Origin of the sequence: Nocardia terpenica, from assembly GCF_013186535.1 — a bacterium.
Taxonomy (GTDB): Bacteria; Actinomycetota; Actinomycetes; order Mycobacteriales; family Mycobacteriaceae; genus Nocardia; species Nocardia terpenica.
This window is the reverse complement of record NZ_JABMCZ010000001.1, coordinates 857,705-879,881: the sequence shown is the minus strand read 5'-3', so window position 1 is coordinate 879,881 and position 22,177 is coordinate 857,705. Positions and strand designations below refer to the sequence as shown.

The window sequence follows — 22,177 nt, the reverse complement described above, 5'->3', positions numbered from 1 at the left end:
ATGGTTCTGATGTTCCTCAACGGCGACGGCATGCGCGGCGGCCGCCTCAACGCCCAGTTGCAGGGCGCCCCGCTGCTGCGCACCGCCCACAGCGCCGCCAAATACCGCTACTACTCCGTGGCCGACCGCTTCCCCGCCATGATCGCCACCGACCGCGACGGCCGCGCGGTCATCGGCGAGGTCTACGAGGTGCCGATGGAGGTCCTGCGCGACCACCTGATCCCCGCCGAACCCCCCGAACTCGAACTCGACCTCATCGAACTCGACGACGGAACCGCCTGCCTGGCAACGGTTCTGCGCCGAGACCGGCTGGGTTCACCGGACCTCATCGACATCTCCGATATCGGCGACTGGCGCGCGTACCGGTCGGGAACCCGCCGCTAGCTTCCACCCTCGATGAACTCGAGCAGGTCGGCGGTGAGCTGCTCCCGGTGGGTCAGGTACAGGCCGTGGGGTCCGTTGTCGTAGACCTTCAGGCGGCTGTCCGGAATCAGGCTCGCCGTCAGCTCGCCGCACAGCGGCAGCGGGTTGAATTCGTCTGCGGCGCCGTGGATCGGTTTCGCTCACGGCGTGGCTGAGGTCCAGCATGGCCTTGACCGAGGTCGCGTGGCTGTCGGCGGTGGACCAGTCGATCAGCGCCCGGGAGATCGAGATCCCCGGCAGCCCGACCCCGAACAGCGGCTCGGCCACCCGACGCGCCCACGCCGCGAAATCGGTGCGCCACTGCGCCCGCATCTCGTCCCAGGCGGCCATCGGCAGACCGTCGGGATTGTCCGGTGTCCGCAACATGAACGGCAGCGCCGAGGACACCAGCACGATCCTGGCGACCCGGTCCGAACCGTGCCGCGCCAGATAGCGCACGATCTCCCCGGTCCCGGTGGAATGGCCGACGAGGGTGACATCGCGCAGGTCGAGCCGCTCGATCACGGTGGCCAGATCGTCGGCCAGCGTGTCGAAATCGTAGCCGCCCCCGGGCTGATCGGAGCGCCCGTGACCGCGCCGGTCATAGGTGACACACCGCAACCCGCAGTCGGCCAGCGCCGCCGCCTGGTACTGCCACATCGCCGAACTCAGCGCCCACGTATGGGTGAACACCACCGGCGCGCCGGTGCCCCAGTCCCGGTAGAACAGATCGACACTGTCGGCGCTGAGGTACGGCATGGTGTTCCAACTTCCTGTCCGGTCGGGATCTCGGCATCCAACCTACGGAGCGCCGGAAGCGAAAACGATTACCTCGGTGGTAATTTCGCGGCGGTCCGGGTCAGGCCGGGCGGGCCGGGGAGCCGAGTTGGTCGAGGTAGGCGCGCAGGGCATCGCGGCGCTGCGCCATGCAATTGACGCACCGGCACATCCGCTGCCACTCGTTCTCGACGGCGTCGACCGTGCCGGGATCGACGTGCTCGGGGTAGATGCCGTCGCTGTCGGTCAGCGCGCCGAGCAGATCCTTGACCAGGCGGGTGGGGATCCCGGAGCGGATCAGGTCCCGGATCTGGCGGGCCTGGGCGATCTGGGACTCGTCGTAGTCGCGGTAGCCGTTGGCATCGCGGCGGGCCGGTTCCAGCAGGCCCTGCGACTCGTAGTGGCGCAGCATGCGGGTCGTTGTGCCGGTTGCCGCCGCGAAATCGCCGATCTGCATCGACCTCTCCTGGATAAAGCGCGTGGATCGGACTTGACCTTGCCACAAGCGTCAATCCTCGATGCTGCCGGGTATGACGACAACGACAAGGCCGACCGGACGCCTGCCATCCGGCGTGGTGGTGCTCTCGGCGTGCGTATTCACGGTGTGTATCAGCGAATTCATGATCTCGGGCCTGCTCGATGCGATGTCCGCCTCGTTCCGGCGACCGGCGCCGGTGATCGCGTTGCTCACCACCGTTTTCGCCGTCGCGGTGATGGTCAGCGCGCCCGTTACGGCGGCGTTCACCGTCCGGTTGCATCCCAGGCGCACCCTGATCGCCGCGATGTCGGCATTCGCTGTCGCGCACGTGCTTTCGGCGGCGATCCCGGTCTTCTGGGCGGTGATCGCCCTGCGGGCGGTATCCGGTGTCGCGTGCGCCACCCAGCTGTCCGTCGGCGCGGTCGCGGCGGTGCGCATGGTCGAGCCGTCGATGCGGGCGCGGGCGCTGGCCGTGGTGGTCGGCGGAATGACCGTGGCGAACGTGGTGGGGGTGCCGGTTTCGGCGTGGGCCGGGTCGTTTTTCGGCTGGCAGGCCGCCTTCGTGCTGGTTGCCGTGCTCGCCGTGGCCGGATGCGTGCTGCTCGGGCGGACCGGGATCGAATCCGCACCGGCGGCCGCCGACGGCCTGCGCGCGCAACTGGCCGCGGAGGCACGCGTCCTGATCCGTCCGGCGATGCTGGTCACCTTTGCCGTGGTGGTGCTGTTCCAGGTGGCCATGTTCGCCACATTCACCTACCTGCAACCGCTGACCACGCAGATCGGGCACCTCGGATCCGGCGTGACGGGCGGCCTTCTCGCCCTGTTCGGGATCGGCTCCATGCTCGGCGTCACCCTCGGCGGCACCGCGGTCCGACACGGTTTCCTCCGAACCATGGCAACCGGCCTGATCGGCACCATTATCACGATCGCGGCATTGATGGTGCTGATCCACCAGTCGGTGATCGTGTTGGGTGTGGTCGTATTCCTTTTCGGAACAACCGCTTGCATCACCGTCCCCGCCCTCAACGGTCGGGTGTTCGCACTGGCGGGTGACGCACCCACGCTGGCCTCCGGCGTCAACGTAGCCATGCTCAACCTCGGTAACGCACTGGGACCAGCCATCGCCGGGCTACTCATCACCTGGCACCCCGGCCGATACCTCCTCGCCCCATGGTGCTCACTGGCAGCCGCCACCCTCGCCCTGACCACGGTCGCCATCACCGCAGTCACCGAACGCTCCCGGCGTCTCAACATCAGCGCACTGCGGCAGACGACCGGTTGTATCGAGACGTCGAGCTGATTGCGATCGCGACGGCTATGACGACAGCGATGAGTTCGATCAGTCCCCCGGTCCAGGCGACACCTGCCGCGCCAAGGCGTTCCAGGGCGAAGGAGCCCGCCAGGCTTCCTCCGCTGATCCCGATATAAATGGCACTTGCGTTGAACGACAGCACTATTCCGGCGGATGAGGGTGCCAGGTCGACGAGGCGGTGTTGTTGGATGGGGGCGAACGACCAGCCGAAGATGCCCCATCCGATCATGGCTGCGGCTGCCGATACCGCGCCGAGTCGGCCGTGGCCGCCGGTGCTGGACAACAGCGCGAGTATGACGAGGGCGACGGCCAGTCCGGCGGTGCTGATCGGGAGCAGGCGGCCGGTTGGGTAGTGGTCGGCGGCTCGGCCGCCGAGGTTGTTGCCGACTACCGCGGCGATGCCGAAGATCAGCAGCCAGGCGCTGAGTGCCGTCTCGTGCACTCCGGCCGCGGCGACGAGTACCGGGCCGATGAAGGTCAGGACGGTGAATGCTCCCATGATCCAGGTCACGGTGAGCAGCAATGCCGCCCACACGCGCATGTCCGCGATCGCGGTGAATCCTTCGGTGGTGCGCTCCGCATCGGACGGTATCGGCGGTAGCAGGGCCGCCAGTCCGAGGGCGGTGATCGTCGCGAGCGCGGTGACTCCGGCGAATGTTGCTCGCCAGCCCAACCATTCGCCGACGAGCGTGCCGAGTGGGACGCCCACCGCGGTGGCCACGCTGATCCCGGCGCCGACGGTGGCCAGCGCACGGCCCCGGCGTTCGGGGGTCACCAGCGTTGCGGCGGCGGCCGACGCGGCCGGAGTGAAAGCGGCGGCCGCCAATGCCGCCACCACCCTGGCCGCGAGCATTGCGCCGTAGTCGCCGACAACCGTGGTGGCCAGGTTGGCGGCGGCGAATCCGGCCAGACCGACCAGCAGGACACCGCGCCGGGAGAACCGCGCGGTCAGCGTGCCCGCCACCGGTGCGCCGAGGGCGTAGGCCAGAGCGAACACGGTCACCAACCGTCCGGCCGCGGCGGTGCCGACACCCAGATCCGCGCCTATGGGCGACAACAATCCGGCGATCACATAGCCATCGGTACCGATGGCGAACAGACCGGCTGCCAGCAACAGCAGCACGGACCGTCCGGAATCGGGACGCGGCGCAACACTTTTCGGCATGCCCGGCAATCTAGAGACGCCTCGCTGACATCTCGTGTCAGCGAATCCGGCACTATTTCGCGTAGGTGCGGGCCAGGGCGGCGGCGATCTCGCTCATGTGCTGACGCAGGGCGGGCGGGCCGAGAACCTCGGCGTCGCTGCCGAGACGCAGCAGCACACCCGCCGTGTGTTCGATGGTTTCCAGGGGGATCTCGGCGCTGGACCAGCCGTCCGATTCGATGCGGGCGGTGTCGCGTACCGCTCGCACCACATCGGGATCGAGCAGGTGTTCGAGGCGATTCAGCACGTGCGGCGACAGTCGCACGGTGGCGGTTCCCTGTCGGCGGCGGGCGTCGAACTCGTCCAAATAGTCCTGCCAGTACCGCGCCAGGTCGAAATCGGCGGGGCGCTCGAAGGTTTCATCGAGCGCCTCGAGTGTGACGATCTGCGAGACCCGGTAGGTCCGGACGCTCTCCCCCGCCGCGGCCACCAGATACCAGCGACCGGATTTGAGGACCAGGCCGTAGGGATGGAGGGTGCGCTGCACTTGCCGGGGATCGGCCCAGCGCCGGTATCCGATGCGGAGGCATCGGTGGCTCCAGATCGCGTCCACCACGGCAGGCAGGTGCGCGAGCCCCTCCGGGAGGGTGTACCACCCGACGGTATCTAGGTGGAATCGCTGAGAGATCCGTCCGGCCGGGGCCCGCACCTGTTCCGGCAGTGCCGCCATCAGTTTCCGCTGGGCGGCGGTCAGCACCGCTCCCAATCCCAGATCGGCGGCCGGACCGGGTAATCCGGACAGGAACAGCGCCTCCGCCTCATCGACCGTCATGCCGGTCAGCCGCGTCTGATAGCCGTCGAGCAACCGGTAGCCGCCGTCGTGACCGGCCTCGCCGTAGAGCGGAATCCCCGCGGCGCTCAACGCTTCCATATCGCGGTAAACGGTACGAACCGACACCTCCAACTCCCGCGCCAACTGCCCCGCCGTCATCCGCCCCCGCGCCTGCAGCAACAACACAATGGACAGCAACCTGCTCGCACGCACCCCCTCAGTCTGCCGACCCCCACCGACAGCAAATCGCCCGCCTGCACTGACAGCCCCTGTCAGTGGTCCGCGCCTACGGTGTGATCCGATCGAAACGACCACCGGAGGAACGAATGATCGACGCAACCGAAACCTTCGACGGCACTTGGCCTTTCGCGGCCAGCTTCACCGAAGCGGCCGGATTCCGGCAGCACTACATCGACGTCGGCCCCCGCGACGCGGAGCCGATCGTGCTGCTGCACGGGGAGCCGACCTGGGGATATCTGTGGCGGCATCTCATCGGCCCGCTGTCGCGCACCCGGCGCGTGATCGTGCCCGACCACATGGGATTCGGCAAGAGCGCCACCCCTGCCGATCGCGACTATCTCGCGGTCGAGCACGTCGACAATCTCGACGTGCTGCTCGCCCACGAACTCGATCTCACCGGCATCACACTGGTCATGCACGACTGGGGCGGTCCGATCGGCACCGGGTTCGCGCTGCGGCACCCCGATCGGGTAGCGCGGATCTTCGCCACCAATACCGTTGTGCCGCTGGGCCTTCCCGGATACGACGAGCTGATGGCCGCGAATATCGCCGACAGCTCCTGGTTCCGCTGGGCCGCGGCGGCGCATGCGGACGGCACCCTGGAGCAGATCCTCGGCAATGCGGGCTCCACCGTCTGCCATCTCATGCTCGCCCTGCAGACGATCGCTCGGCCCGAGATCATCACGCCCACTTGGGTTCGCGCGTACTCGAGCCACTTCACCGGCCCGGCCGAATGCCGCGGCGTGCTCCGCTTCCCCCAGCAACTGGTCGCTCCGGACCCGAACGCCGCACCGGCGGCACCGAATCCCGAGGCCGTCGCCGCCCTGTGCGCCAAACCCGCGATCCTCGTGGAGGGCATGCGGGACACCGCATTACTGCCGCGCCACATCATTCCGGCATTCCGGCTCGCCTACCCGCACGCGCCGATCATCGAACTACCCCACAGCGGTCATTTCACCCCCGAGGACGCACCGCACGAGCTACTGGCCGCACTCGAACTGTTCCTGCACAGCAGTTGAACACGGTCAAGCCGTCACATGCACCGCGATCGCACCATCGGCCAACTGCTCCACGCGAATACGGGTCAGGTCGTCCACGTGGGCGGTCGGCGCGAAGGCGGCGGCGCGCGAGCCGACGCCGATGACACGCATACCGGCCGCCTTTCCGGCGGCGATCCCCGCCTCGGAGTCCTCGAAGACCAAGCACTCCTCGGGCGAAAGACCAAGTTCGGCAGCGGCTTTCAGGAAGCCCTCGGGATCGGGCTTGCTGAGCGTGACCGATTCGGAGGTAATGCGGATCGCCGGTATGGGCAGACCCGCCGCGCCCATGCGGGATTCGGTGAGCGCGATATTGGCGGAGGTCACCAGGGCATGCGGAAGTCGCGCAATGGCCGCCATAAAAGACGGCGCACCCGCGACCGGAACCACCCCCTCCACGGCGACGGTCTCCTCCGCCAACATGCGGGCATTATCGGCAAGGTTCAGCTCCATAGGCCGATCAGGCAGTAGTTCAGCCATGGTCGCCCAACCCTGCCGCCCATGCGCCACCGCCAACACATCCGCGGCAACCAGCCCGTGCGCCGCGGCCCACCCCCGCCACAGCCGCTCCACAGCGGCTTCGGAATTCACAAGCGTGCTGTCCATATCAAGGAGCAGACCGCGGGCAACAAGCGTAGCGGTAACCGTCATGAGTCGGTTGTAGCCACAGCCCCTGCCGCAGCGCAATCCGCGTCGGCTCACCCTCGGCAAGTACCCTACGCGGTACCCTACGTTCATGAAGGCCAAGACCAGCGTGTACCTCGATCCCGAACAGGCTGCCCGCTTGAAAGAGGCCGCCGAAGCGTCGGGGCGATCGGAAGCCGATCTGATCCGGGAGGGTATCGACCTCGTCTTGCTGCGGGCGCACAAGGTCCGCCGCACCCGCCCGTGGCCGTCGTTCGATTCCGGCGATCCCGAGTTCGCCGCCAACAGTGCGGACCTACTCGGCGAGGCATACGGCGAGTGAGCTTCTTTATCGCCGACACGTCGGCCATCATCGCCGCCTACGACCGGGCCGCGGGGTTGCACGAGCGGGCTCGCGAATACCTCGCCACCTCCGTCGCGGTCGTCTCGCCACTCGTCCTCGATGAGATCGATCATCTGTTGGTCGCGCGATTCGGAAAAGACCGCCGCACAGCCGATCTCGTGCTCGACGATCTGCTCACCTCGGCCGAGGAGGGCGCGGTGCTCGTGCCCGCCGTCGACCGTGACGACCTCCGGGCCGCTCAGCAGATCATCGAGCAGTATCGAGGTCTCCGGCTCGATCTGGCGGACGCGGTCACTGTCGTCCTCGCCGAGCGTTACCTCACCAACGACATATTGACGTTGGACGAGAAGGACTTTCGCGCCGTCCGCCCTCTGACGCCCGCCCATCCCTCGTTTCGACTGCTGCTTCAGGACGACTGAGCCCCGTCTACCAGGACCGCGCGGTCCGCCAGATCCGGCGCCTCGGGCACCGCACCGCGCCGGGTGGTGCCGGTGGCCTGGGCCACGGCCCACACCAGCAGGGCGGCCAGGGTGTAGCCTGCGCCGATCCAGCAGCAGGCCGACCATCCCCAGGTGCTGTATGCCCAGGCGGTGGTGAGGCCGCCGAGGGCGGAGCCGAGGGAGTAGAAGGCCATGTATGGGCCGATGATGCCGCTGGCGCGGTCGGGGTGTGCCGCCGTCAGGGTGTGTTGGTTGCTGACCTGTACCGCCTGGACGGCGAAGTCGAGGACGATGATGCCGAGGGCGAGCAGCCACAGGGTGGTGTCGAGCCGGGCGATGAGTAGCCAGGAGGCGGCGAGCAGGGCCAGCGCCGAACCCGTGATCGCTTGGGCGCGACCGGCGTCGGCCCATCGGCCCGCGCGGGCGGCGCCGAGCGCCCCGGCCAGGCCCAGCAATCCGAACAGCCCGATCTGCGTGGTGCCGAGATGCCAGGGCGCGGCGCCGAGGGGCAATTCCACTCCGCTCCACAGGGTTCCGAAGGACGCGAACAGGAAGAAGGCGATCAGGCCGCGGCTCAGGAACAGGCGATCGGTGCGCACGAGCCGCACCGTCGACGCCAGCACCTGCGTGTACCGCGCGCCGGGAGCCCCCTGGCCGGAGTCGAGCGTCGCGCGAACGGTGCACGCCAGGACCACGCAGAGCACGGCGAGCACCGCGTACACCGCCCGCCAGCCGACCGTGTCGCCCAGGGCGCCCGCGAGGACGCGGACGCCGAGAATACCGAGCACGACACCGGAGGTGACCGCGCCGATATTGCGACCCCGCTCGCTCGGCGCGGAGGCGGCGGCCACATAGGCGACCGCCACCTGCACCACCACCGCGAACAGGCCCGCGACCACCAGCCCCGCCATCGCGACGACACCGTTCGGGGCGACGGCCGTGACCGCGGCGCCCACGGCGGTGAGCACCAGGTGCGCGATGATGAGCCGACGGCGATTCAGCACATCGCCCAGCGGGACCAGCAGGATCAGACCGACGAAGTAGCCGATCTGCCCGGCGGCGACCAACCCGCCCAACGACTCTCGCGCCAATCCCAGGCTCGCGCCCGCCGCCTCCAGCACCGGCTGGCTCGCATAGATCGTCGATACGGCCACCGCGCACACCAGTGCCAGGACCGATCGCTGCGCTCTCGTGACTCCTGTCGCCACCACGCCTCCCAAATCAGTAGCAAATTGCAACTCTTCGACCGTAAGGCATAATGGTTTCGAATTGCAACCTATCGAGGAGAGGCTCATGGCCACGACACTCGGATCCGGCCGCGAGTGGACCGATCCCACCTGCCCGGTCGCGCGGACCGTCGATCTCGTGGGCGACCGGTGGAGCCTGCTGATCGTGCGCGACGCCATGGACGGCGCGGCCACCTTCACCGAATTCCAGCAGCGGCTCGGGATCGCGCGGAACATCCTCACCGACCGCCTGCGCAGGCTCGTCGACCACGGCATCCTCGCCACGACCACCACCCCCGGCGGCAAGCGGCACAGCTACCGGCTCACCGAGGCCGGACAGGACCTGTTCACCCTCGTCGTGGCCCTGCGCCAGTGGGGCGAACGGCACGCCTTCACCGACGGCGAACCCCACTCGACACTCGTCGACCGGCACGGCAATCCCGTCGCCGCGCTGCGCGCCGAAGGCCACGACGGCCGACCCGTCACGGCGGCGACGACCCGGGTACACAAGATCGAATGAAACCGACAAGTCGGAAATACGCTGCCGCCCCGGGCGGTTGTTGATACGTCAGATCCGGCGACACCAACCCGAAAGGACTTTCGATGGCGAAGATGACCGGCGAAGAGCGCGAGAAGTTCCTGGCCGAACTCCACGTGGGGGTGATCGCCGTCGAGCGGCCCGACCGGGCGCCGCTGTCGGTGCCGATCTGGTACGGCTACGAGCCGGGCGGCGAGGTGTTGATCTGGACCGAGCAGGGGTCGGTGAAGGAGAAACTGATCCGCGCCGCGGGCCGCTTCTCCCTCACCGCCCAGGTGGAACAGCCGCCGTACCGGTATGTCACGGCGGAAGGCCCGGTGACCACCATCGAGCCCGCCACCCCGGACATGGTCCGCCCCATCGCGATTCGCTACCTCGGCGAGGCCGAGGGCACGGCCTTCACCGAGCAGAACTACGGCACCGGATCGCTGCTCATTCGCATGCGCCCGGAACGGTGGCTGAGCACGGACTACACGAAGGAGTAGCGCCCCGCTATCCGTCGGCCGCGGACGGCGTGCCGCAATCACAAGGGCGGCACGCCGCAATCACCGGAAACGCATGCCGGAATCGTCGGAAATGGCTACTGTCCGCATCAGTCCGTGCTGGGCGAGATGGGAGAGCGCTGTGCGATTCACACGATTGGGTGCGCTGGTGACGGCCGCCTTACTGGCCACCGGCCTCGGTCTGACGGGATGTTCGTCCGGCGGCGGGGGCGCCGCGAGCGACATCGTCACCGTGAACGGTGGGGAGCCGCAGAATCCGCTGATTCCGTCGAATACCAACGAGAACCAGGGCGGCCGGGTCGTCGACCGGCTGTTCGCCGGACTGAAGTACTACGACGCCGACGGCAAGGTCTTCAACGAGATGGCGCAGTCCATCGACACCACCGACCGCCAGCATTACAAGATCACCATCAAGCCGGACTGGAAGTTCACCGACGGCACCCCGGTCACCGCGAAGTCCTTCGTCGACGCCTGGAACTTCGGCGCGCTGAGCACCAATGCGCAGCTACAGAACTGGGCGTACCAGTCGATCGCCGGATACGACGACGTGTCGGCCAGCCCGCCCAAGGCGCAGACCATGTCGGGGCTGAAGGTGCTCGACGACCACACGTTCACCGTCGATCTGGCCCGCCCGTCGATCGATTTCGAGTTGTCGCTCGGGTTCGCGCCGTTCTACCCGCTGCCCGATGTCGCCTACAAGGATATGAAGGCGTTCGGACAGAATCCGATCGGCAACGGCCCGTACAAGCTCACGCAGTGGCAGCACAATGTGCGGATCGACGTCGCCCCGAATCCGGATTATCACGGCGGCCGCCCGGCGAAGAACAAGGGCATCGAGTTCGTGATGTATCAATCCATGGACACCGCCTACGCCGATCTGCTGGCGGGCAATCTCGATGCGCTGGACACGGTTCCGGACAGCGCGCTGGCCACCTACAAGAAGGATCTCGGCGATCGGGCCATTGCCAAGCCGGTCGCGCAGAGCATGCACATCGGCATGCAGCAGAACCTGCCGCACTTCACCGGTCCGGAGGGAGTGCTGCGGCGCAAGGCGATTTCGATGGCCATCAACCGGCAGCAGATCTGCGACAACATCTTCCACGGCAGCCGCATTCCGTCGCGCGACTTCACGGCCGCGACCCTGCCCGGGTTCAACGGCAACCTGCCCGGTCAGGAGGCGCTGCAATACAATCCGGACCAGGCCAAGAAGCTGTGGGAGCAGGCCAACGCGATCTCGCCGTGGTCGGGCAGCTATCAGATCGGCTACAACGCCGACGGCGGCCATCAGGCGTGGGTCGACGCCACCGCCAACAGCATCAAGAACACCCTCGGCATCGACGCCACCGGATTCCCCTACCCGACCTTCAAGCAGATGCGCGACGCGATCACCTCGAAGACCATCGGCAAGGCGTTCCGGTACGGGTGGCAGGGTGACTACCCGTCGATGCTGGAGTTCCTGGTGTCGCAGTTCTACAGCGGTTCCGGCACCAACGACATCGGTTACGCCAACCCCGCATTCGACAAGCTGATCGACGCCGCGCAGGCGGCGCTCACGCCGGAGGATTCCTACCGGATCATCTCCCAGGCGCAGGCGCTGCTGATCGACGATATGGCCGACATCCCGATGTACGACTACATCGCCAACGCGGGCCGATCCGACAAGGTGAAGCAGGCACCGCTGTCCTGGAGCGGGCTGTTCGACTTCGAAGACATCGAGAAGTAAGACCGGGCGTGCCGGGCCGCGAAAAGCCCGGCACGCCTGTGAAATTCATTCACATCGCTGTCCAATATCTCTCGTTGGCCAACCTCCTCTCGGGCGGGAAATAATGGTTCCTGTCATTCCGGCCGGTTCGGCATTCGTCATTCCGGCATGCTCTCGGCCGGAATCCGAAAAACAGGAGGTTTGCCATGGGGCACGGAGTCGACTACGACGAAATTTCGGTCAAGACGCCCGACGAGATCGCGATGCTGCGGGTGGCGGGCGGAATTTCCGCCCGCGTGCTGGAGGAGCTGACGCCGCACATCAGGCCCGGGGTGACCTCGATGCAGATCAACGATATCGCCCACGATCTGATCGTCAATAAATACGGTGCGGAAATAGATCGGGAAGATCTGTCCGGCTACGACTCCAGCGAATACGCGGCGGTGTCCATCGCGCACAACGAGGTCGCGTTCAGCGGTGAGCCGAGCGAGATTCCGCTGCGGAAGGGCGATCTGTTCGGCGTCGACGTCAGCCTGAAGAAGGACGGCTGGTGCGGCGATACCCAGCGGATGTGGATCGTGGGTGACGAAACCTCCGCGCAGGCCCGGTTGTTGAATGCGGTGGGGTATCAGGCCATGTGCCTGGGTATCAGCCTGGTGCGGCCCGGGGCCCAGGTGCAGTCGATCGCCCGGCAGGTGCAGGCGTATGTGGAGTCGTACGGTTTCTCCATGCTCCGGGTGGCCAGCGCGACCGGGCATTCGATCGGTCGGGTGCACGCGGACGGCTGGCTGATTCCGTATTACGAGGATCCGACCAACGCGGGGCGGGTGCTGGAGAAGGGCATGGTCATCACCGTGGAACCGTTCATCAGCGCGGGCAGCGGCGAGGGTGTGCGGCTACCGAATTCGACGCGATCGGCGGTATCGGCGGATGGTTCGCTGACGACCTACTGGGAGCACGTGGTCGCGGTCACCGATACCGGGTGCGAGGTGCTCGATCTGCGCGAGGGTGAGGACGTCACCTTCTACGATCACCGGCGCTGAGCTGCGCGCACAGCCAGTCGGAGAACGCCGTGATGTCGGCCGCCCGCGGGTGGTCCTCACGCCAGGTGACGAAATAGCCGAGGTGCGCGGGGATTTCGATATCGCCGATCCGGAGCAGGCGGCCGGTGTCGAGGTAGGGCGTCGCGATGAGCGTCCGGATCATGGCGACGCCCCGGCCCGCCAGCGCCGCGCCGAGCAGCCCCCCGGCATCGGTGAAGGTCACATCCGCCGACGGCTCGGCATCGGCGCAGCCCGCGGCCTCGAGGAATTCGCGCCAGGATCGGGTTCCGAAGTGCAGCAACGGTGCATCGGGCAGCGTGTCGGCGGTCAGGCCGGGATATCGGGTCAGGAGTTCGGGGCTGCAGACGGCGATGACCGTGTCCTCGGGCAGCCGCACCAAACGAAATCCCCGCAATTCGACGGGGCGATGCCAGATTCCGATATCGACCGATGCCGGGTCCGGGGATGCGATGTCGGCGTGCCGACGGAGCGAAAAACGAACGCCCGGATGCGCGTCGGTGAATTCGCCTAATTTCGGGATCAGCCAGGCGTCGGCGAGATCGGACATGGCGCTCAACTCCAGCGGCAGCGTCGCGCCATTGTCGGCGGTGGCCGCCAGCCGTAGGGCCGTATCGATGTCGTGCAGGCTGCGGCGCAGGCTGACGGCCAGTCGGCGGCAGGCGGCGGTGGGCCGCATGGAATTACCGGAACGGACGAACAGCGGCGCGCCGATCATCGTTTCCAGCTGGCGAATCTGGTGGCTGATCGCGCTGTGGGTGAGGAAAAGCTCCTGCGCCGCGAGCGAATAGCTGTGCAGGCGCTCCGCGGCTTCCAGCGCCCGCAGCGCGGCCAAATTCGCCTGAGATTTCACGCCGAGAGATTAGCAGCCGACCAGCGCCTCACACGCTGGCGAGCACGTCCTCGAAGGCGGCCTCGGCCGCGCCGAGCAGCTTCAGATCCACGCCCAGCGACGACTTTTCGATGCGCACCCCGCCCAGTGCCCGGCTGACCATGCTGCGGCGGCGGACCTGCTCCTGGGCCAGGGCCACCACCGGCATCGGCAGCGTGGTGAACAGGTCGCCCAGCACCACCAGTTCCGGGCCGAGGATATTGACGACATTGACCAGGCCCAGTACCAGCCAGTCGACGTAGTCGCCGAGCCGCGCCGCCGGGTCCGAATCCCGCTGTAGCTCCCGCATTTCCGCGACGATCGCGCCGCGCGGGCTGCCGTCGGGCAGGCCCAGCGCCCGGCGCAGCGCCGCCTCCCCCACCTCGGTCTCCCAGCAGCCCTCGTTGCCGCAGTGGCAGATTCGGCCGCCGGGGCGGACCGTCATATGCCCGATCTCACCGAGATATCCGGCCGAGCCGCGCAGCAGGCTGCCCTGCGCGATGATGCCGCCGCCCACCCCGACATCGGCGGAGACGAACACCGCGTCCGACGCCCCGCGCCCCACGCCGCGCACATATTCGGCCAGCGCACCGAATTCGGCGTCGTTACCGACCACCACCGGCACGCCGAGCACCCTGCCCACCCGCTCCCCCAGCGGCACCTGCCGCCAGCCGAGATTCGACGCGTCGTGCACCAGCCCGTCCGAGCGCCGCACCACCCCGGGCACCGACACCCCCGCCGCCACCGGACGCAGCTGCAGGTCCTGCGCCAGCAGCGCGGCGTTCTCCGCGACATGGCAGACGACCTCGTCCGGATCCCGTTGCCGCCCACGCAGATTCCAGCTCATCCGGCCGAGGATCTGACCGCCCAGCCCGACCAGGGCCACCGCGGCGTGCTCGACCTGCACGTCCACCGCGAGCACCACCACCGCCTGCGACTGCGGCAGCACCAGCAGCGACGGCCGCCCCGCACCCTGGGCCAGCCGCGGCACCCGCTCCTGGACGACGCCGTCCCCGGCCAATCCGTCCACCAGCATCTTGATCGTGGACCGGTTCAGCCCCAACTCGGCCGCGAGCGTGGCGCGGGTGGCCGGACCGCCCACGTGCAGCAGCCGCAGCAGCGAGGTCCGGTTGTAGCGGCGCACCTCGTCCGGCCTGGCGACCGTCATGACCTCGTGAACAGCATCGTGGACCCCTCATCGTCGTACCACCCTCGGTGCGGATCACTTCCCCGTCGCCGCGGCCCGCCGCCGCGACAACGCGTCCACCGTGGCGGCCAGCAGCAGCACCAGCCCGGTGACGATGGAGACCACCGCCGCGGGCTGCCGCAGCAGGCCCAGACCATTGCCGACCACCGCCAGCACCGCACCGCCGATCACCGCGTCGGCCACCCGGCCCTTGCCGCCGAACAGCGACGCCCCGCCGATCACCGCCGCGCCGACCGCGAACAGCAGCGTATTCAACCCGCCCGCCTGCGGATCCACCGAGCCGACCTTGGAGGAGTAGACGATCGCACCGACCGCCGCGCACCCGGAGCAGATCACGAAAACGCTGGCCCGCAGCTGGGTCACATTGATCCCGGCCCGGCGCGCGGCCTCCCGGTTGCCGCCGATCGCGTACAGGTGGCGGCCGTAGGTGGTGCGATTGAGCACGTAGGTGCCGATGGTCAACAGCACCAGCACGATCGGCACCACGTACGGCACCCCGGAGATCCTGATCAGCGGGCTCGGCGACCGGTTCACCGACATCAGCGCCGTCGCCACCGCGGCCAGCACGGTCAGCGCCGCCACCCTGCCGAGCACCAGCGGCGTCGGCGAGCTCACCAAACCCCTTGCCCGCCTGCGGAAGTGGCCGATCAGCGTGACGCCCCCGTACCCGCCCGCGGCGACCACGAACAGCACCCAGCTCCACGGCACCGACAGATTGCCGTTGGCCACCTGATCGAGCACGTGCGAGGAGCTGATGCCCAGCACGCCACCCTCGCCGATCAATTGCAGGATCGCGCCCTGCCAGGCGAGGAACAGCGCCAGCGTCACCACGAACGACGGCATTCCGATCCGCGCGATCAGAAAGCCGGTGATGCAGCCGATCGCGGTGCCCACGCAGACCGCCAGCAGCATCTCGATCCACGGATTGGCGTGCACGCCGACCACCGTGATCACCACGCCCAGCAGCGACATGGCCACCCCGGGCCAGATCCGCAGCAGCGCGGCCAGCACCGCCGCCAGCACCAGCAGCCCGTTGAACACGATGAACACCGTGTTTCCCATGCCCGACAACAGATTTCCATTGTCGACGAAGTGCATGGCCAGCACCGCGCCCGCCACCCCGGACGCGGTACCGGCGGACAGGTCGATCTCCCCGAGCAGCAGCACGTACACGATGCCCATCGCGATGATGGTCTGCCCCGCGCCCTGCGCCAGCAGATTGGCGATGTTGTTGAGCGAGAAGAACACGTCCGACAGCGCCGAGAACAGCACGATCAGCACCACCAGCCCCAAAAGTGCTGGCAGCGAACCGATCTCACCGCCCCGCACCCGGGCCACGTAGGCGCGCACGGCCTCGGCCGTGGACACCGTGGTGGTATCGATGCCGAAATCGGCGATCGCCGTCTCTGCGGGTTTGTCGGCCGAAACTTGCGTCATCACACTGTCTTTCCTGCTACAGCACCGCGGATTCCGGCCGGGCCAGGCCCAGATCGCCGGAACGGCCCGCGGTGATCAGTTCCACGACCTGGTTCTGGGTGACCTCGGCGGTCCGCACCTGGGCCGCCATCCGGCCCAGGTACAGCACCGCGATCCGGTCGGCGACCTCGAACACGTCGGCGAGGTTGTGGCTGATCAGCACCACGCCCAGGCCCTGTTCGGCCAGCCGGCGCACCAGGTCGAGCACCTGCCGGGTCTGGGCCACCCCGAGGGCGGCCGTCGGTTCGTCCAGCAACACCAGATTGCTGTTCCACAGCACCGATTTCGCGATCGCCACGGTCTGGCGCTGCCCGCCCGACAGCGACGACACCGGGGTGCGGACGGACTTCACCGTTCGCACCGACAGCGAGGCGAGCGTGCGCCGCGCCGCGTCCTCCATGGCCGCCTCGTCCATGAACCACGGCCTGCCGCGCTCCCGGCCGAGGAACATGTTCTGCACGATGTCGAGATTGTCGGCCAGCGCGAGATCCTGGTAGACGACCTCGATGCCCAGTGCCGCAGCGTCTTTCGGCCCGCGCAGGTGCACCTGTGCACCGCGGAACCGGATCTCCCCCGAGTCGGCGGGATGGATCCCGGCAATACACTTCACCAGCGTCGACTTACCCGCACCGTTGTCCCCGACCAGCGCGGTGACTTCGCCTGCGGGAGCGGTGAATTCGACATCGTGCAGGACATGGACGGCACCGAAGCTCTTGTTCAGGCCGGTGATGTGCAGTAGGGGTTCGGTCATCACGAGATCCCGAGCTGGCCGCAGGCCGATGCGACATCACCGGTGCACAATTCGCTCGCCTTGACGTAGCCCTGATCGACGACCTGCTTGACGTCGGCGCGGGTGATCGTATGCGGGTCCAGCAGCACCGATTTCACCTGGCGGTTGCCCTTGGGGTCCTGGGTGCTGGCGGTGGCGATGGCGTCGGCGGCGGCCTTGTCGCCCTTGGCCAGGGCCGCGGCCAGTTTGGCGGCAGCCGTGGCCTCGTCCTGGATCGGCTTGAACACGGTCATGTACTGATCGCCGCGCAGCACCGCCTTCAGGCCGTCGGCGGTGGCGTCCTGGCCGGTCACCGGGACCTTGCCGTTCAGGCCGTTCTTCTTCAGCACGGTGATGATGGCCCCGGCCAGGCCGTCGTTGGCGGCCACGACGCCGTCGACCTTGCCGCCGTTGCCGGTGAGCAGTTGCTCGAAGACCTGGCCGCCCTTCTGGTTGTCCCAGCCGTCGATGGGCTGGCTGGCCACCAGCTTCAGCGCGCCCGAATCGTAGAGCGGCTGCAGGGCTTTGCGCTGTCCCTGCGCGAACAGGGTGGCGTTGTTGTCGGTGGGCGCGCCCTCGATCTCGATGACCTGCCCGCCGTGGCGATCCTTCAGCGCGTCGGCCAGGGCCTGCCCTTGCAGCTGGCCGACCCGCACATTGTCGAAGGACACGTAGTAGTCGGACGATCCGCCGAGGTTGAGCCGGTCGTAATCGATGGTCGGGATGCCCGCCTTGCGCGCCTTGTTCGCGACCGCCGTGCCGACCTCGCTATTGATGGAGGCGATCACCAGCACCTTCACGCCCTTGGCGATCATGCCGTCGGCCAGCGTGGTGAACTTCTGCACGTCGCCCTGCGCGTTCTCGACGTCGGCGTCGAATCCCTGGGCGCTCAACGCCTTCTGCAGCATGGGCCGGTCGAAACCCTCCCAGCGCGCCGAGGTCGCCGTCTCCGGCAGGATCACCCCGACGGTCCCGTTCGCTCCCCCGCCGCTGGAGCCACCGCTGGTGGTCGGAGTGGTCTTGCTGGAGTTGGAACCGCAGGCGGTGAGGGTCAGCAGGCCCGCGAGCACAACCGCGACGGCCCCGGACGTTTTCGTCCCCATCAGGTGAAACCTTTCGAGCTGGCGGCCCACGGGCCCGGCTCGGGAGGTTCCGGACGGCGTCGGCCAAATGTTGTAGGCAACAACATATGGCACCCGCGGCGCGGCAGAGGTCACAATTGAACAACGGTGTGGCACAAGTCACTTCGAGGGGAACGCCACCGCGGCCGCCGGTACCGTCGACGGTGAGGGAGCAGTTCCAGTCACCGAGACCGAATCAGGCGGATTCCCGCGACGGCGGCGAAGGCGAAAACGCCTGCGGCGAAAGCCGTTCGAATTCGGTTGATCGTCGGCAGCTCCACGCAATGTGGGGGTTTGTTCGGTATTACCGGACGCTCGAGGGAGGGTATCGCGTTGACCGACACCGTGTTACGTAATTGCTGCGCCCCTGGAATTCGGGGCAGTACACGATTGCGAGTCGAATACCGGTCGGTATCAATATCGGAACAGCCGCGATTTCCGGACCCTGTTGTGAACGGGACAGGATGGCCGTAGCGTGGTTTGACTGTGCATGCTGATGCAGCAGTCTACGTGCGACTGGCTGAGGCGGGTTTCCGCAGGCAGTGGCACTATCGACTGGCGATGTTCGCGGGCATGTTCACCAATGTCGTGTTCGGTCTCATCCGCGCCTCGGTGATGCTGGCGGCGGTGCACACCACGGCCGGTCTGGGCGGCTACGATTCCACATCGATCGGCGCGTATGTCTGGCTGTCCCAAGGGTTGCTGGGCTCGCTCGGGGTGATGGGTCCGGCGCTGGACATCGTCGACCGGATCAAGAACGGCGATGTCGCCATCGATTTCCTGCGCCCGGTCGATATCCAGCTCTCCTATCTGGCCGCCGATCTCGGGCGCGCGGGCTGCACCCTGCTGCTGCGCGGCCTGCCGAGCGTGCTCGCCGGGTTGCTGAGCACCCAGCTCGCGCTGCCGCGCGCCGTCGCGCCGTATCTGCTCGGCGCGGTCAGTGTGGTACTGGCGGTGACGATTTCGTTCCTGCTGCTGTTCGCGGTGAGCCTGGCCGGATTCTGGCTGGTGGAGACGCGCGGCATCCGGCTGCTCTATCAGATCGTCGCGACCTTCCTGGCCGGGCTGTTCGTCCCGGTGCACCTGTTCCCGTCCTGGCTGCGCACCGCCGCCGACTGCACCCCCTTCCCCTCGCTGCTGCAGGGCCCGATCGACGTGCTGTCCGGTCGCGTCGGCGGCGGCGCGGCCGCGCAGATCCTGGCGCTGCAACTGCTCTGGGTGCTGGCCGGGCTGGCCGCCGGGCGGCTGCTGCTGCGCGCGGGGCGCTGCAAGCTGGAGGTGCAGGGTGGTTGACCGGAATGTGCCGGTCGCGCACGGGCACTGGTTCACGCCCTACCGGGCGGTGCTGCGCTCCCGGATGCGTTCGCAGCAGGCGTATCCGCTGTCGTTCGCCGCGGACATGCTGTCCTCGCTGCTGGTCGGCGCGGTGGAATTCGCCGAGGTGTGGGTCATCTACCGCAATGTGCACGTGCTCGGCGGCATCGACAGCACCGCCATGCTGCTGCTGTTCGGGCTGGCCAATCTCGCCTTCGCGCTCGCCCAGGTCCTGGTCGGGCACACCGACACCCTGCCCACCTACATCCGGATGGGCACCCTGGACGCCTTCCACCTGCGCCCGCAGCCGCTGCTGTTGCAGCTGATCACCAGCGACATCTCGCTGCGCCGGCTGGCGCGCGCCGCGGTGGCCGGGACGGTGCTCGTCGCGGGTCTGGTCTGCAACCATATCGCTTGGACCGCAACACGATTGGCGTTGCTTGGCTTGTCGCTGGCGGGTGGGACCGCGATCTTCGCCGGACTGTTCGTGTGCGCGGCGGGATTACAGTTCTTCCTCATCGACGGCGCGGAGCTGACCAACAGCTTCACCTACGGCGGCTCCTTCGCCGCCCAGCAGCCGACCGCGGTGTTCGGCGCACCGCTGCGGCTGCTGTTCGGATTCGCGGTGCCGGTGTCGTTCGTCGGCTATCTGCCCACCATCGCGTTGCTGGGCCGCCCCGGTCCCCCCTGGCTGCCGGCGTGGCTGGCCTGGGCGACTCCCGGTGCGGCGCTGTGGATCTGGATTCTCGCTCTGACTTGCTGGCATGTGGGTGTGCGGCACTACCAGGGAGGCGGCGGATGACGGCGATCGAGATCACCGATCTGACACGGCAATTCGTGTCATGGCGGCGGGAGGACGGGCGGCTGCGCAGACGGCGGGAGGTGCTGACGGCGGTCGACCGGATGAGCTTCAGCGTCGAATGCGGCGCCGCCGTCGGCTATATCGGGGCCAACGGCGCGGGCAAGTCCACCACCATCAAGATGCTCACCGGCATCCTGGTGCCCACCGCGGGCACGGTCCGCACCTGCGGGCTGGAGCCGGTGCGCCAGCGCCGCGAGCTGGCCGGGCGGATCGGGGTGGTGTTCGGCCAGCGATCGCAGCTGTGGTGGGATCTGCCGCTGCGCGAATCGTTCACGATCCTGGCGGCCATCCACCGGCTGCACCCGGAGCTGGTGCGCAAGCGCACGCACGAACTGGTGGAGCAGCTGGACATGGCCGCGACCCTCGACACCCCGGTGCGGCAGCTCTCGCTCGGGCAGCGCATGCGCGCGGAAATCGCTGCGGCCCTGCTGCATTCGCCCGAGCTGCTGATCCTCGACGAGCCCACCATCGGCCTGGATGTGCTGTCCAAGCAGCGATTACGCGAATTCCTGTGCTACGAGCGGATTCAGCGCGGCACCACGCTGCTGCTGACCACCCACGACATGGGCGATATCGAGCGGCTGTGCGAGCGGGTGCTGGTGGTCGACCGGGGGCGGCTGGTCTACGACGGCTCGCTGACCGGGCTCGCCGCCACCGCCGGGATGCGGCGCGGACTGGTCGTCGATCTCGCCGCGCCCACCCCCGACCTGACCGGGCTGCCGGGGGCGGAACTGATCTCCAGCGAGGGCGGCGGCATCCGGCAGCGGCTCGCCTTCGACCCCGAAACCACCACGGCCGCACAGCTTCTCACCGCCGTCTCGGCGCGCGCGGAGGTCCGGGACCTGTCCATCGAGGAGCCCGGCATCGAGGAGGTGGTGCGCCGGATCTACCAGACCCAGGCCGAATCCTCGCTGCTGCGTGCCCGCCCGCCCGGGTGGGCCTGACGACCGGCGGGCGGGCGACAGCGGTAACGCGCGTCAGGCGAAGGCGGCTCCGGCGGCGGGCTGCGGCCCCGCCTCCGGCTCCCGTGCGCCCTGGTCCAGGCGGAACGGGGGGTACTCGTCGCGCAGCAGCGTCGTGTAGATCTGCACGCGCAGCATCCAGCGGTTCAGGCCCATGACGAAATCGAAGAGACCGCGCGGGTAGCGGCCGGTGAACAGCAACCCGATGGCGGCGATCAATACCAGGATCCCCAGCAGGGGCGCGTAGAACATGGTGGTGGTCTGGTCGCCGTCATCGCCCCGCCAGGTCCAGCTCCAGCTCTCGCCGACGAAGGCGTACACGATCAGATACTGCGGAATTGCCAGCAGCCACCATTTGATCAAGACCAGGCCGCGGTGCAGGCGCTCCGGGTAGTCCACCTCCAGGTCGGCCGGATAGTCGTCGCGGGACTTCAGGCTGAACGGCGGGTATCGGTCGGTGCCCAGCGGCGACCACGCGTAGAACTCCACCCGCCAGCCCCACCGCAGCACACCGACACTGAAATCGAACAGCCCGCGGGGATAACGTCCGATGATCAGAATCGCGAAGAACGCGACGATCGTCACCACGAAGTACGCGATGTGCAAGAAGAACAGCACGATGTAATGCGGAATTGCCAGAATCCATTTGAAGATCCATTGCCAGCGGGAAACCGCCGGGTCGAGATCGCCGCGAACGCGGATCGGGCTTGCGGCTGCGGTCTGGGGTTGCATGACCAAGCTCCTCTCGGGCGTATTCCGGGCAAGTCGTCGGGCCGTTGCCCGCCAATTGTGTCACCGAGAAGACATGGCACCGCCCCGGCGCGCTACGTCAGCGCCGGGGCGGTTTTGTGCAAGGAGAGCTTGCGGGCGGGATCAGCCGCCGAAGGAACCCGTGAACAGGGTGTTCAGGATGCC

At 67.8% G+C, this 22,177-nt stretch carries 24 protein-coding genes; 12 read left to right on the top strand and 12 right to left on the bottom strand.

What is annotated here, in order from left to right:
* Positions 1-384: an allophanate hydrolase-related protein gene (locus HPY32_RS03910; RefSeq protein WP_067583426.1), complete on the top strand. Its 384-nt coding sequence runs from the start codon at positions 1-3 to the stop codon at positions 382-384.
* Here the strand turns inward: HPY32_RS03910 and HPY32_RS03905 are convergent.
* Positions 316-1,161 carry an alpha/beta fold hydrolase gene (locus tag HPY32_RS03905; RefSeq protein ID WP_197696415.1) on the bottom strand — a complete coding sequence of 282 codons (846 nt, stop codon included), beginning with the start codon at positions 1,159-1,161 and terminating at the stop codon, positions 316-318. The genes HPY32_RS03910 and HPY32_RS03905 overlap by 69 nt on opposite strands.
* Before the next feature lie 100 nt (positions 1,162-1,261).
* Positions 1,262-1,636, bottom strand: coding sequence for a MerR family transcriptional regulator (locus HPY32_RS03900; protein WP_067583423.1), 375 nt, complete (start codon positions 1,634-1,636; stop codon positions 1,262-1,264).
* A 73-nt stretch (positions 1,637-1,709) separates the two neighbouring features.
* Here HPY32_RS03900 and HPY32_RS03895 point away from each other — a divergent pair, with 73 nt between their 5' ends.
* Positions 1,710-2,957, top strand: a complete 1,248-nt coding sequence (locus HPY32_RS03895) for an MFS transporter (RefSeq protein WP_171982709.1) — start codon at positions 1,710-1,712, stop codon at positions 2,955-2,957.
* Here the strand turns inward: HPY32_RS03895 and HPY32_RS03890 are convergent.
* The gene (locus HPY32_RS03890; RefSeq protein ID WP_067583417.1) at positions 2,911-4,134 is read right to left on the bottom strand and encodes an MFS transporter; all 1,224 of its coding nucleotides are present in this window, start codon (positions 4,132-4,134) and stop codon (positions 2,911-2,913) included. The genes HPY32_RS03895 and HPY32_RS03890 overlap by 47 nt on opposite strands.
* A gap of 52 nt (positions 4,135-4,186) precedes the next feature.
* On the bottom strand, positions 4,187-5,158 hold the full coding sequence (locus HPY32_RS03885) for a helix-turn-helix transcriptional regulator (protein WP_067583414.1): 972 nt from the start codon (positions 5,156-5,158) through the stop codon (positions 4,187-4,189).
* A 113-nt stretch (positions 5,159-5,271) separates the two neighbouring features.
* On the opposite strand from HPY32_RS03885, the gene HPY32_RS03880 reads away from it, so the two are divergent.
* The gene (locus tag HPY32_RS03880) at positions 5,272-6,204 is read left to right on the top strand and encodes an alpha/beta fold hydrolase (RefSeq protein WP_067583411.1); all 933 of its coding nucleotides are present in this window, start codon (positions 5,272-5,274) and stop codon (positions 6,202-6,204) included.
* 6 nt (positions 6,205-6,210) lie between these two features.
* Here the strand turns inward: HPY32_RS03880 and HPY32_RS03875 are convergent, their stop codons facing one another.
* Positions 6,211-6,873, bottom strand: coding sequence for an HAD-IA family hydrolase (locus HPY32_RS03875; RefSeq protein WP_067583408.1), 663 nt, complete (start codon positions 6,871-6,873; stop codon positions 6,211-6,213).
* An 85-nt stretch (positions 6,874-6,958) separates the two neighbouring features.
* Between HPY32_RS03875 and HPY32_RS03870 the strand changes: the two genes are divergently transcribed.
* Positions 6,959-7,189, top strand: a complete 231-nt coding sequence (locus HPY32_RS03870) for a ribbon-helix-helix protein, CopG family (RefSeq protein ID WP_067583405.1) — start codon at positions 6,959-6,961, stop codon at positions 7,187-7,189.
* Complete coding sequence (locus HPY32_RS03865; RefSeq protein WP_067583402.1) at positions 7,186-7,629, top strand: PIN domain-containing protein; 444 nt, start codon at positions 7,186-7,188, stop codon at positions 7,627-7,629. The genes HPY32_RS03870 and HPY32_RS03865 overlap by 4 nt, the downstream gene beginning before the upstream one ends.
* Here the strand turns inward: HPY32_RS03865 and HPY32_RS03860 are convergent.
* Complete coding sequence (locus HPY32_RS03860; RefSeq protein ID WP_231951493.1) at positions 7,617-8,858, bottom strand: MFS transporter; 1,242 nt, start codon at positions 8,856-8,858, stop codon at positions 7,617-7,619. The two genes, HPY32_RS03865 and HPY32_RS03860, sit on opposite strands and share 13 nt — an antisense overlap.
* 85 nt (positions 8,859-8,943) lie before the next feature.
* On the opposite strand from HPY32_RS03860, the gene HPY32_RS03855 reads away from it, so the two are divergent.
* The 4 genes from HPY32_RS03855 (at position 8,944) to HPY32_RS03840 (ending at position 12,662) form a co-directional block, all read left to right on the top strand.
* Positions 8,944-9,396 (top strand): winged helix-turn-helix transcriptional regulator, encoded by a 453-nt coding sequence (locus tag HPY32_RS03855; RefSeq protein WP_067583399.1) that lies wholly within the window; start codon positions 8,944-8,946, stop codon positions 9,394-9,396.
* Positions 9,397-9,479: 83 nt separating this feature from the next.
* Positions 9,480-9,899 (top strand): pyridoxamine 5'-phosphate oxidase family protein, encoded by a 420-nt coding sequence (locus HPY32_RS03850; protein ID WP_171982708.1) that lies wholly within the window; start codon positions 9,480-9,482, stop codon positions 9,897-9,899.
* A 139-nt stretch (positions 9,900-10,038) separates the two neighbouring features.
* Positions 10,039-11,640, top strand: coding sequence for a peptide ABC transporter substrate-binding protein (locus HPY32_RS03845; protein ID WP_231951492.1), 1,602 nt, complete (start codon positions 10,039-10,041; stop codon positions 11,638-11,640).
* A gap of 185 nt (positions 11,641-11,825) precedes the next feature.
* Entirely contained in the window at positions 11,826-12,662 is an 837-nt protein-coding gene (locus tag HPY32_RS03840; RefSeq protein ID WP_067583393.1) for a M24 family metallopeptidase, read from the top strand.
* Here HPY32_RS03840 and HPY32_RS03835 read toward each other — a convergent pair.
* The 5 genes from HPY32_RS03835 to HPY32_RS03815 are packed head-to-tail and all read right to left on the bottom strand — an operon-like array spanning position 12,637 to position 18,106.
* Positions 12,637-13,533, bottom strand: coding sequence for a LysR substrate-binding domain-containing protein (locus tag HPY32_RS03835; RefSeq protein WP_067583390.1), 897 nt, complete (start codon positions 13,531-13,533; stop codon positions 12,637-12,639). The two genes, HPY32_RS03840 and HPY32_RS03835, sit on opposite strands and share 26 nt — an antisense overlap.
* Positions 13,534-13,561: 28 nt before the next feature.
* A complete protein-coding gene (locus tag HPY32_RS03830; protein ID WP_156674233.1) occupies positions 13,562-14,719 on the bottom strand; it encodes an ROK family transcriptional regulator in 1,158 nt (385 codons plus the stop codon).
* 54 nt (positions 14,720-14,773) lie between these two features.
* On the bottom strand, positions 14,774-16,195 hold the full coding sequence (locus tag HPY32_RS03825) for a sugar ABC transporter permease (RefSeq protein ID WP_067583381.1): 1,422 nt from the start codon (positions 16,193-16,195) through the stop codon (positions 14,774-14,776).
* 16 nt (positions 16,196-16,211) lie between these two features.
* Complete coding sequence (locus tag HPY32_RS03820; protein ID WP_067583380.1) at positions 16,212-16,985, bottom strand: ATP-binding cassette domain-containing protein; 774 nt, start codon at positions 16,983-16,985, stop codon at positions 16,212-16,214.
* The gene (locus tag HPY32_RS03815) at positions 16,985-18,106 is read right to left on the bottom strand and encodes a sugar ABC transporter substrate-binding protein (RefSeq protein WP_067583379.1); all 1,122 of its coding nucleotides are present in this window, start codon (positions 18,104-18,106) and stop codon (positions 16,985-16,987) included. The genes HPY32_RS03820 and HPY32_RS03815 overlap by 1 nt, the downstream gene beginning before the upstream one ends.
* A 528-nt stretch (positions 18,107-18,634) precedes the next feature.
* On the opposite strand from HPY32_RS03815, the gene HPY32_RS03810 reads away from it, so the two are divergent.
* From HPY32_RS03810 to HPY32_RS03800, 3 genes are read left to right on the top strand one after another with little or no spacing between them, the layout of a single operon-like run.
* Positions 18,635-19,417 (top strand): ABC transporter permease, encoded by a 783-nt coding sequence (locus tag HPY32_RS03810; RefSeq protein WP_231951491.1) that lies wholly within the window; start codon positions 18,635-18,637, stop codon positions 19,415-19,417.
* Positions 19,410-20,240: an ABC transporter permease gene (locus HPY32_RS03805; RefSeq protein ID WP_067583368.1), complete on the top strand. Its 831-nt coding sequence runs from the start codon at positions 19,410-19,412 to the stop codon at positions 20,238-20,240. Before HPY32_RS03810 ends, HPY32_RS03805 begins: the two co-directional genes overlap by 8 nt.
* A complete protein-coding gene (locus HPY32_RS03800; protein WP_067583366.1) occupies positions 20,237-21,244 on the top strand; it encodes an ABC transporter ATP-binding protein in 1,008 nt (335 codons plus the stop codon). The genes HPY32_RS03805 and HPY32_RS03800 overlap by 4 nt, the downstream gene beginning before the upstream one ends.
* 33 nt (positions 21,245-21,277) lie before the next feature.
* Here HPY32_RS03800 and HPY32_RS03795 read toward each other — a convergent pair whose 3' ends face one another.
* Positions 21,278-21,994: a DUF4389 domain-containing protein gene (locus HPY32_RS03795; protein ID WP_067583364.1), complete on the bottom strand. Its 717-nt coding sequence runs from the start codon at positions 21,992-21,994 to the stop codon at positions 21,278-21,280.
* Positions 21,995-22,177: the final 183 nt, after the last annotated feature.

Excerpts from the sequence above, each read along its gene's own strand:
- HPY32_RS03910 (WP_067583426.1), top strand. The coding sequence starts at position 1 with ATGGTTCTGATGTTCCTCAACGGCGACGGCATGCGCGGCGGCCGCCTC.
- HPY32_RS03905 (WP_197696415.1), bottom strand. The coding sequence starts at position 1,161 with ATGCCGTACCTCAGCGCCGACAGTGTCGATCTGTTCTACCGGGACTGG.
- HPY32_RS03900 (WP_067583423.1), bottom strand. The coding sequence starts at position 1,636 with ATGCAGATCGGCGATTTCGCGGCGGCAACCGGCACAACGACCCGCATG.
- HPY32_RS03895 (WP_171982709.1), top strand. The coding sequence starts at position 1,710 with ATGACGACAACGACAAGGCCGACCGGACGCCTGCCATCCGGCGTGGTG.
- HPY32_RS03890 (WP_067583417.1), bottom strand. The coding sequence starts at position 4,134 with ATGCCGAAAAGTGTTGCGCCGCGTCCCGATTCCGGACGGTCCGTGCTG.
- HPY32_RS03880 (WP_067583411.1), top strand. The coding sequence starts at position 5,272 with ATGATCGACGCAACCGAAACCTTCGACGGCACTTGGCCTTTCGCGGCC.
- HPY32_RS03875 (WP_067583408.1), bottom strand. The coding sequence starts at position 6,873 with ATGACGGTTACCGCTACGCTTGTTGCCCGCGGTCTGCTCCTTGATATG.
- HPY32_RS03870 (WP_067583405.1), top strand. The coding sequence starts at position 6,959 with ATGAAGGCCAAGACCAGCGTGTACCTCGATCCCGAACAGGCTGCCCGC.
- HPY32_RS03855 (WP_067583399.1), top strand. The coding sequence starts at position 8,944 with ATGGCCACGACACTCGGATCCGGCCGCGAGTGGACCGATCCCACCTGC.
- HPY32_RS03850 (WP_171982708.1), top strand. The coding sequence starts at position 9,480 with ATGGCGAAGATGACCGGCGAAGAGCGCGAGAAGTTCCTGGCCGAACTC.
- HPY32_RS03840 (WP_067583393.1), top strand. The coding sequence starts at position 11,826 with ATGGGGCACGGAGTCGACTACGACGAAATTTCGGTCAAGACGCCCGAC.
- HPY32_RS03830 (WP_156674233.1), bottom strand. The coding sequence starts at position 14,719 with ATGACGGTCGCCAGGCCGGACGAGGTGCGCCGCTACAACCGGACCTCG.
- HPY32_RS03825 (WP_067583381.1), bottom strand. The coding sequence starts at position 16,195 with ATGACGCAAGTTTCGGCCGACAAACCCGCAGAGACGGCGATCGCCGAT.
- HPY32_RS03820 (WP_067583380.1), bottom strand. The coding sequence starts at position 16,985 with ATGACCGAACCCCTACTGCACATCACCGGCCTGAACAAGAGCTTCGGT.
- HPY32_RS03815 (WP_067583379.1), bottom strand. The coding sequence starts at position 18,106 with ATGGGGACGAAAACGTCCGGGGCCGTCGCGGTTGTGCTCGCGGGCCTG.
- HPY32_RS03800 (WP_067583366.1), top strand. The coding sequence starts at position 20,237 with ATGACGGCGATCGAGATCACCGATCTGACACGGCAATTCGTGTCATGG.
- HPY32_RS03795 (WP_067583364.1), bottom strand. The coding sequence starts at position 21,994 with ATGCAACCCCAGACCGCAGCCGCAAGCCCGATCCGCGTTCGCGGCGAT.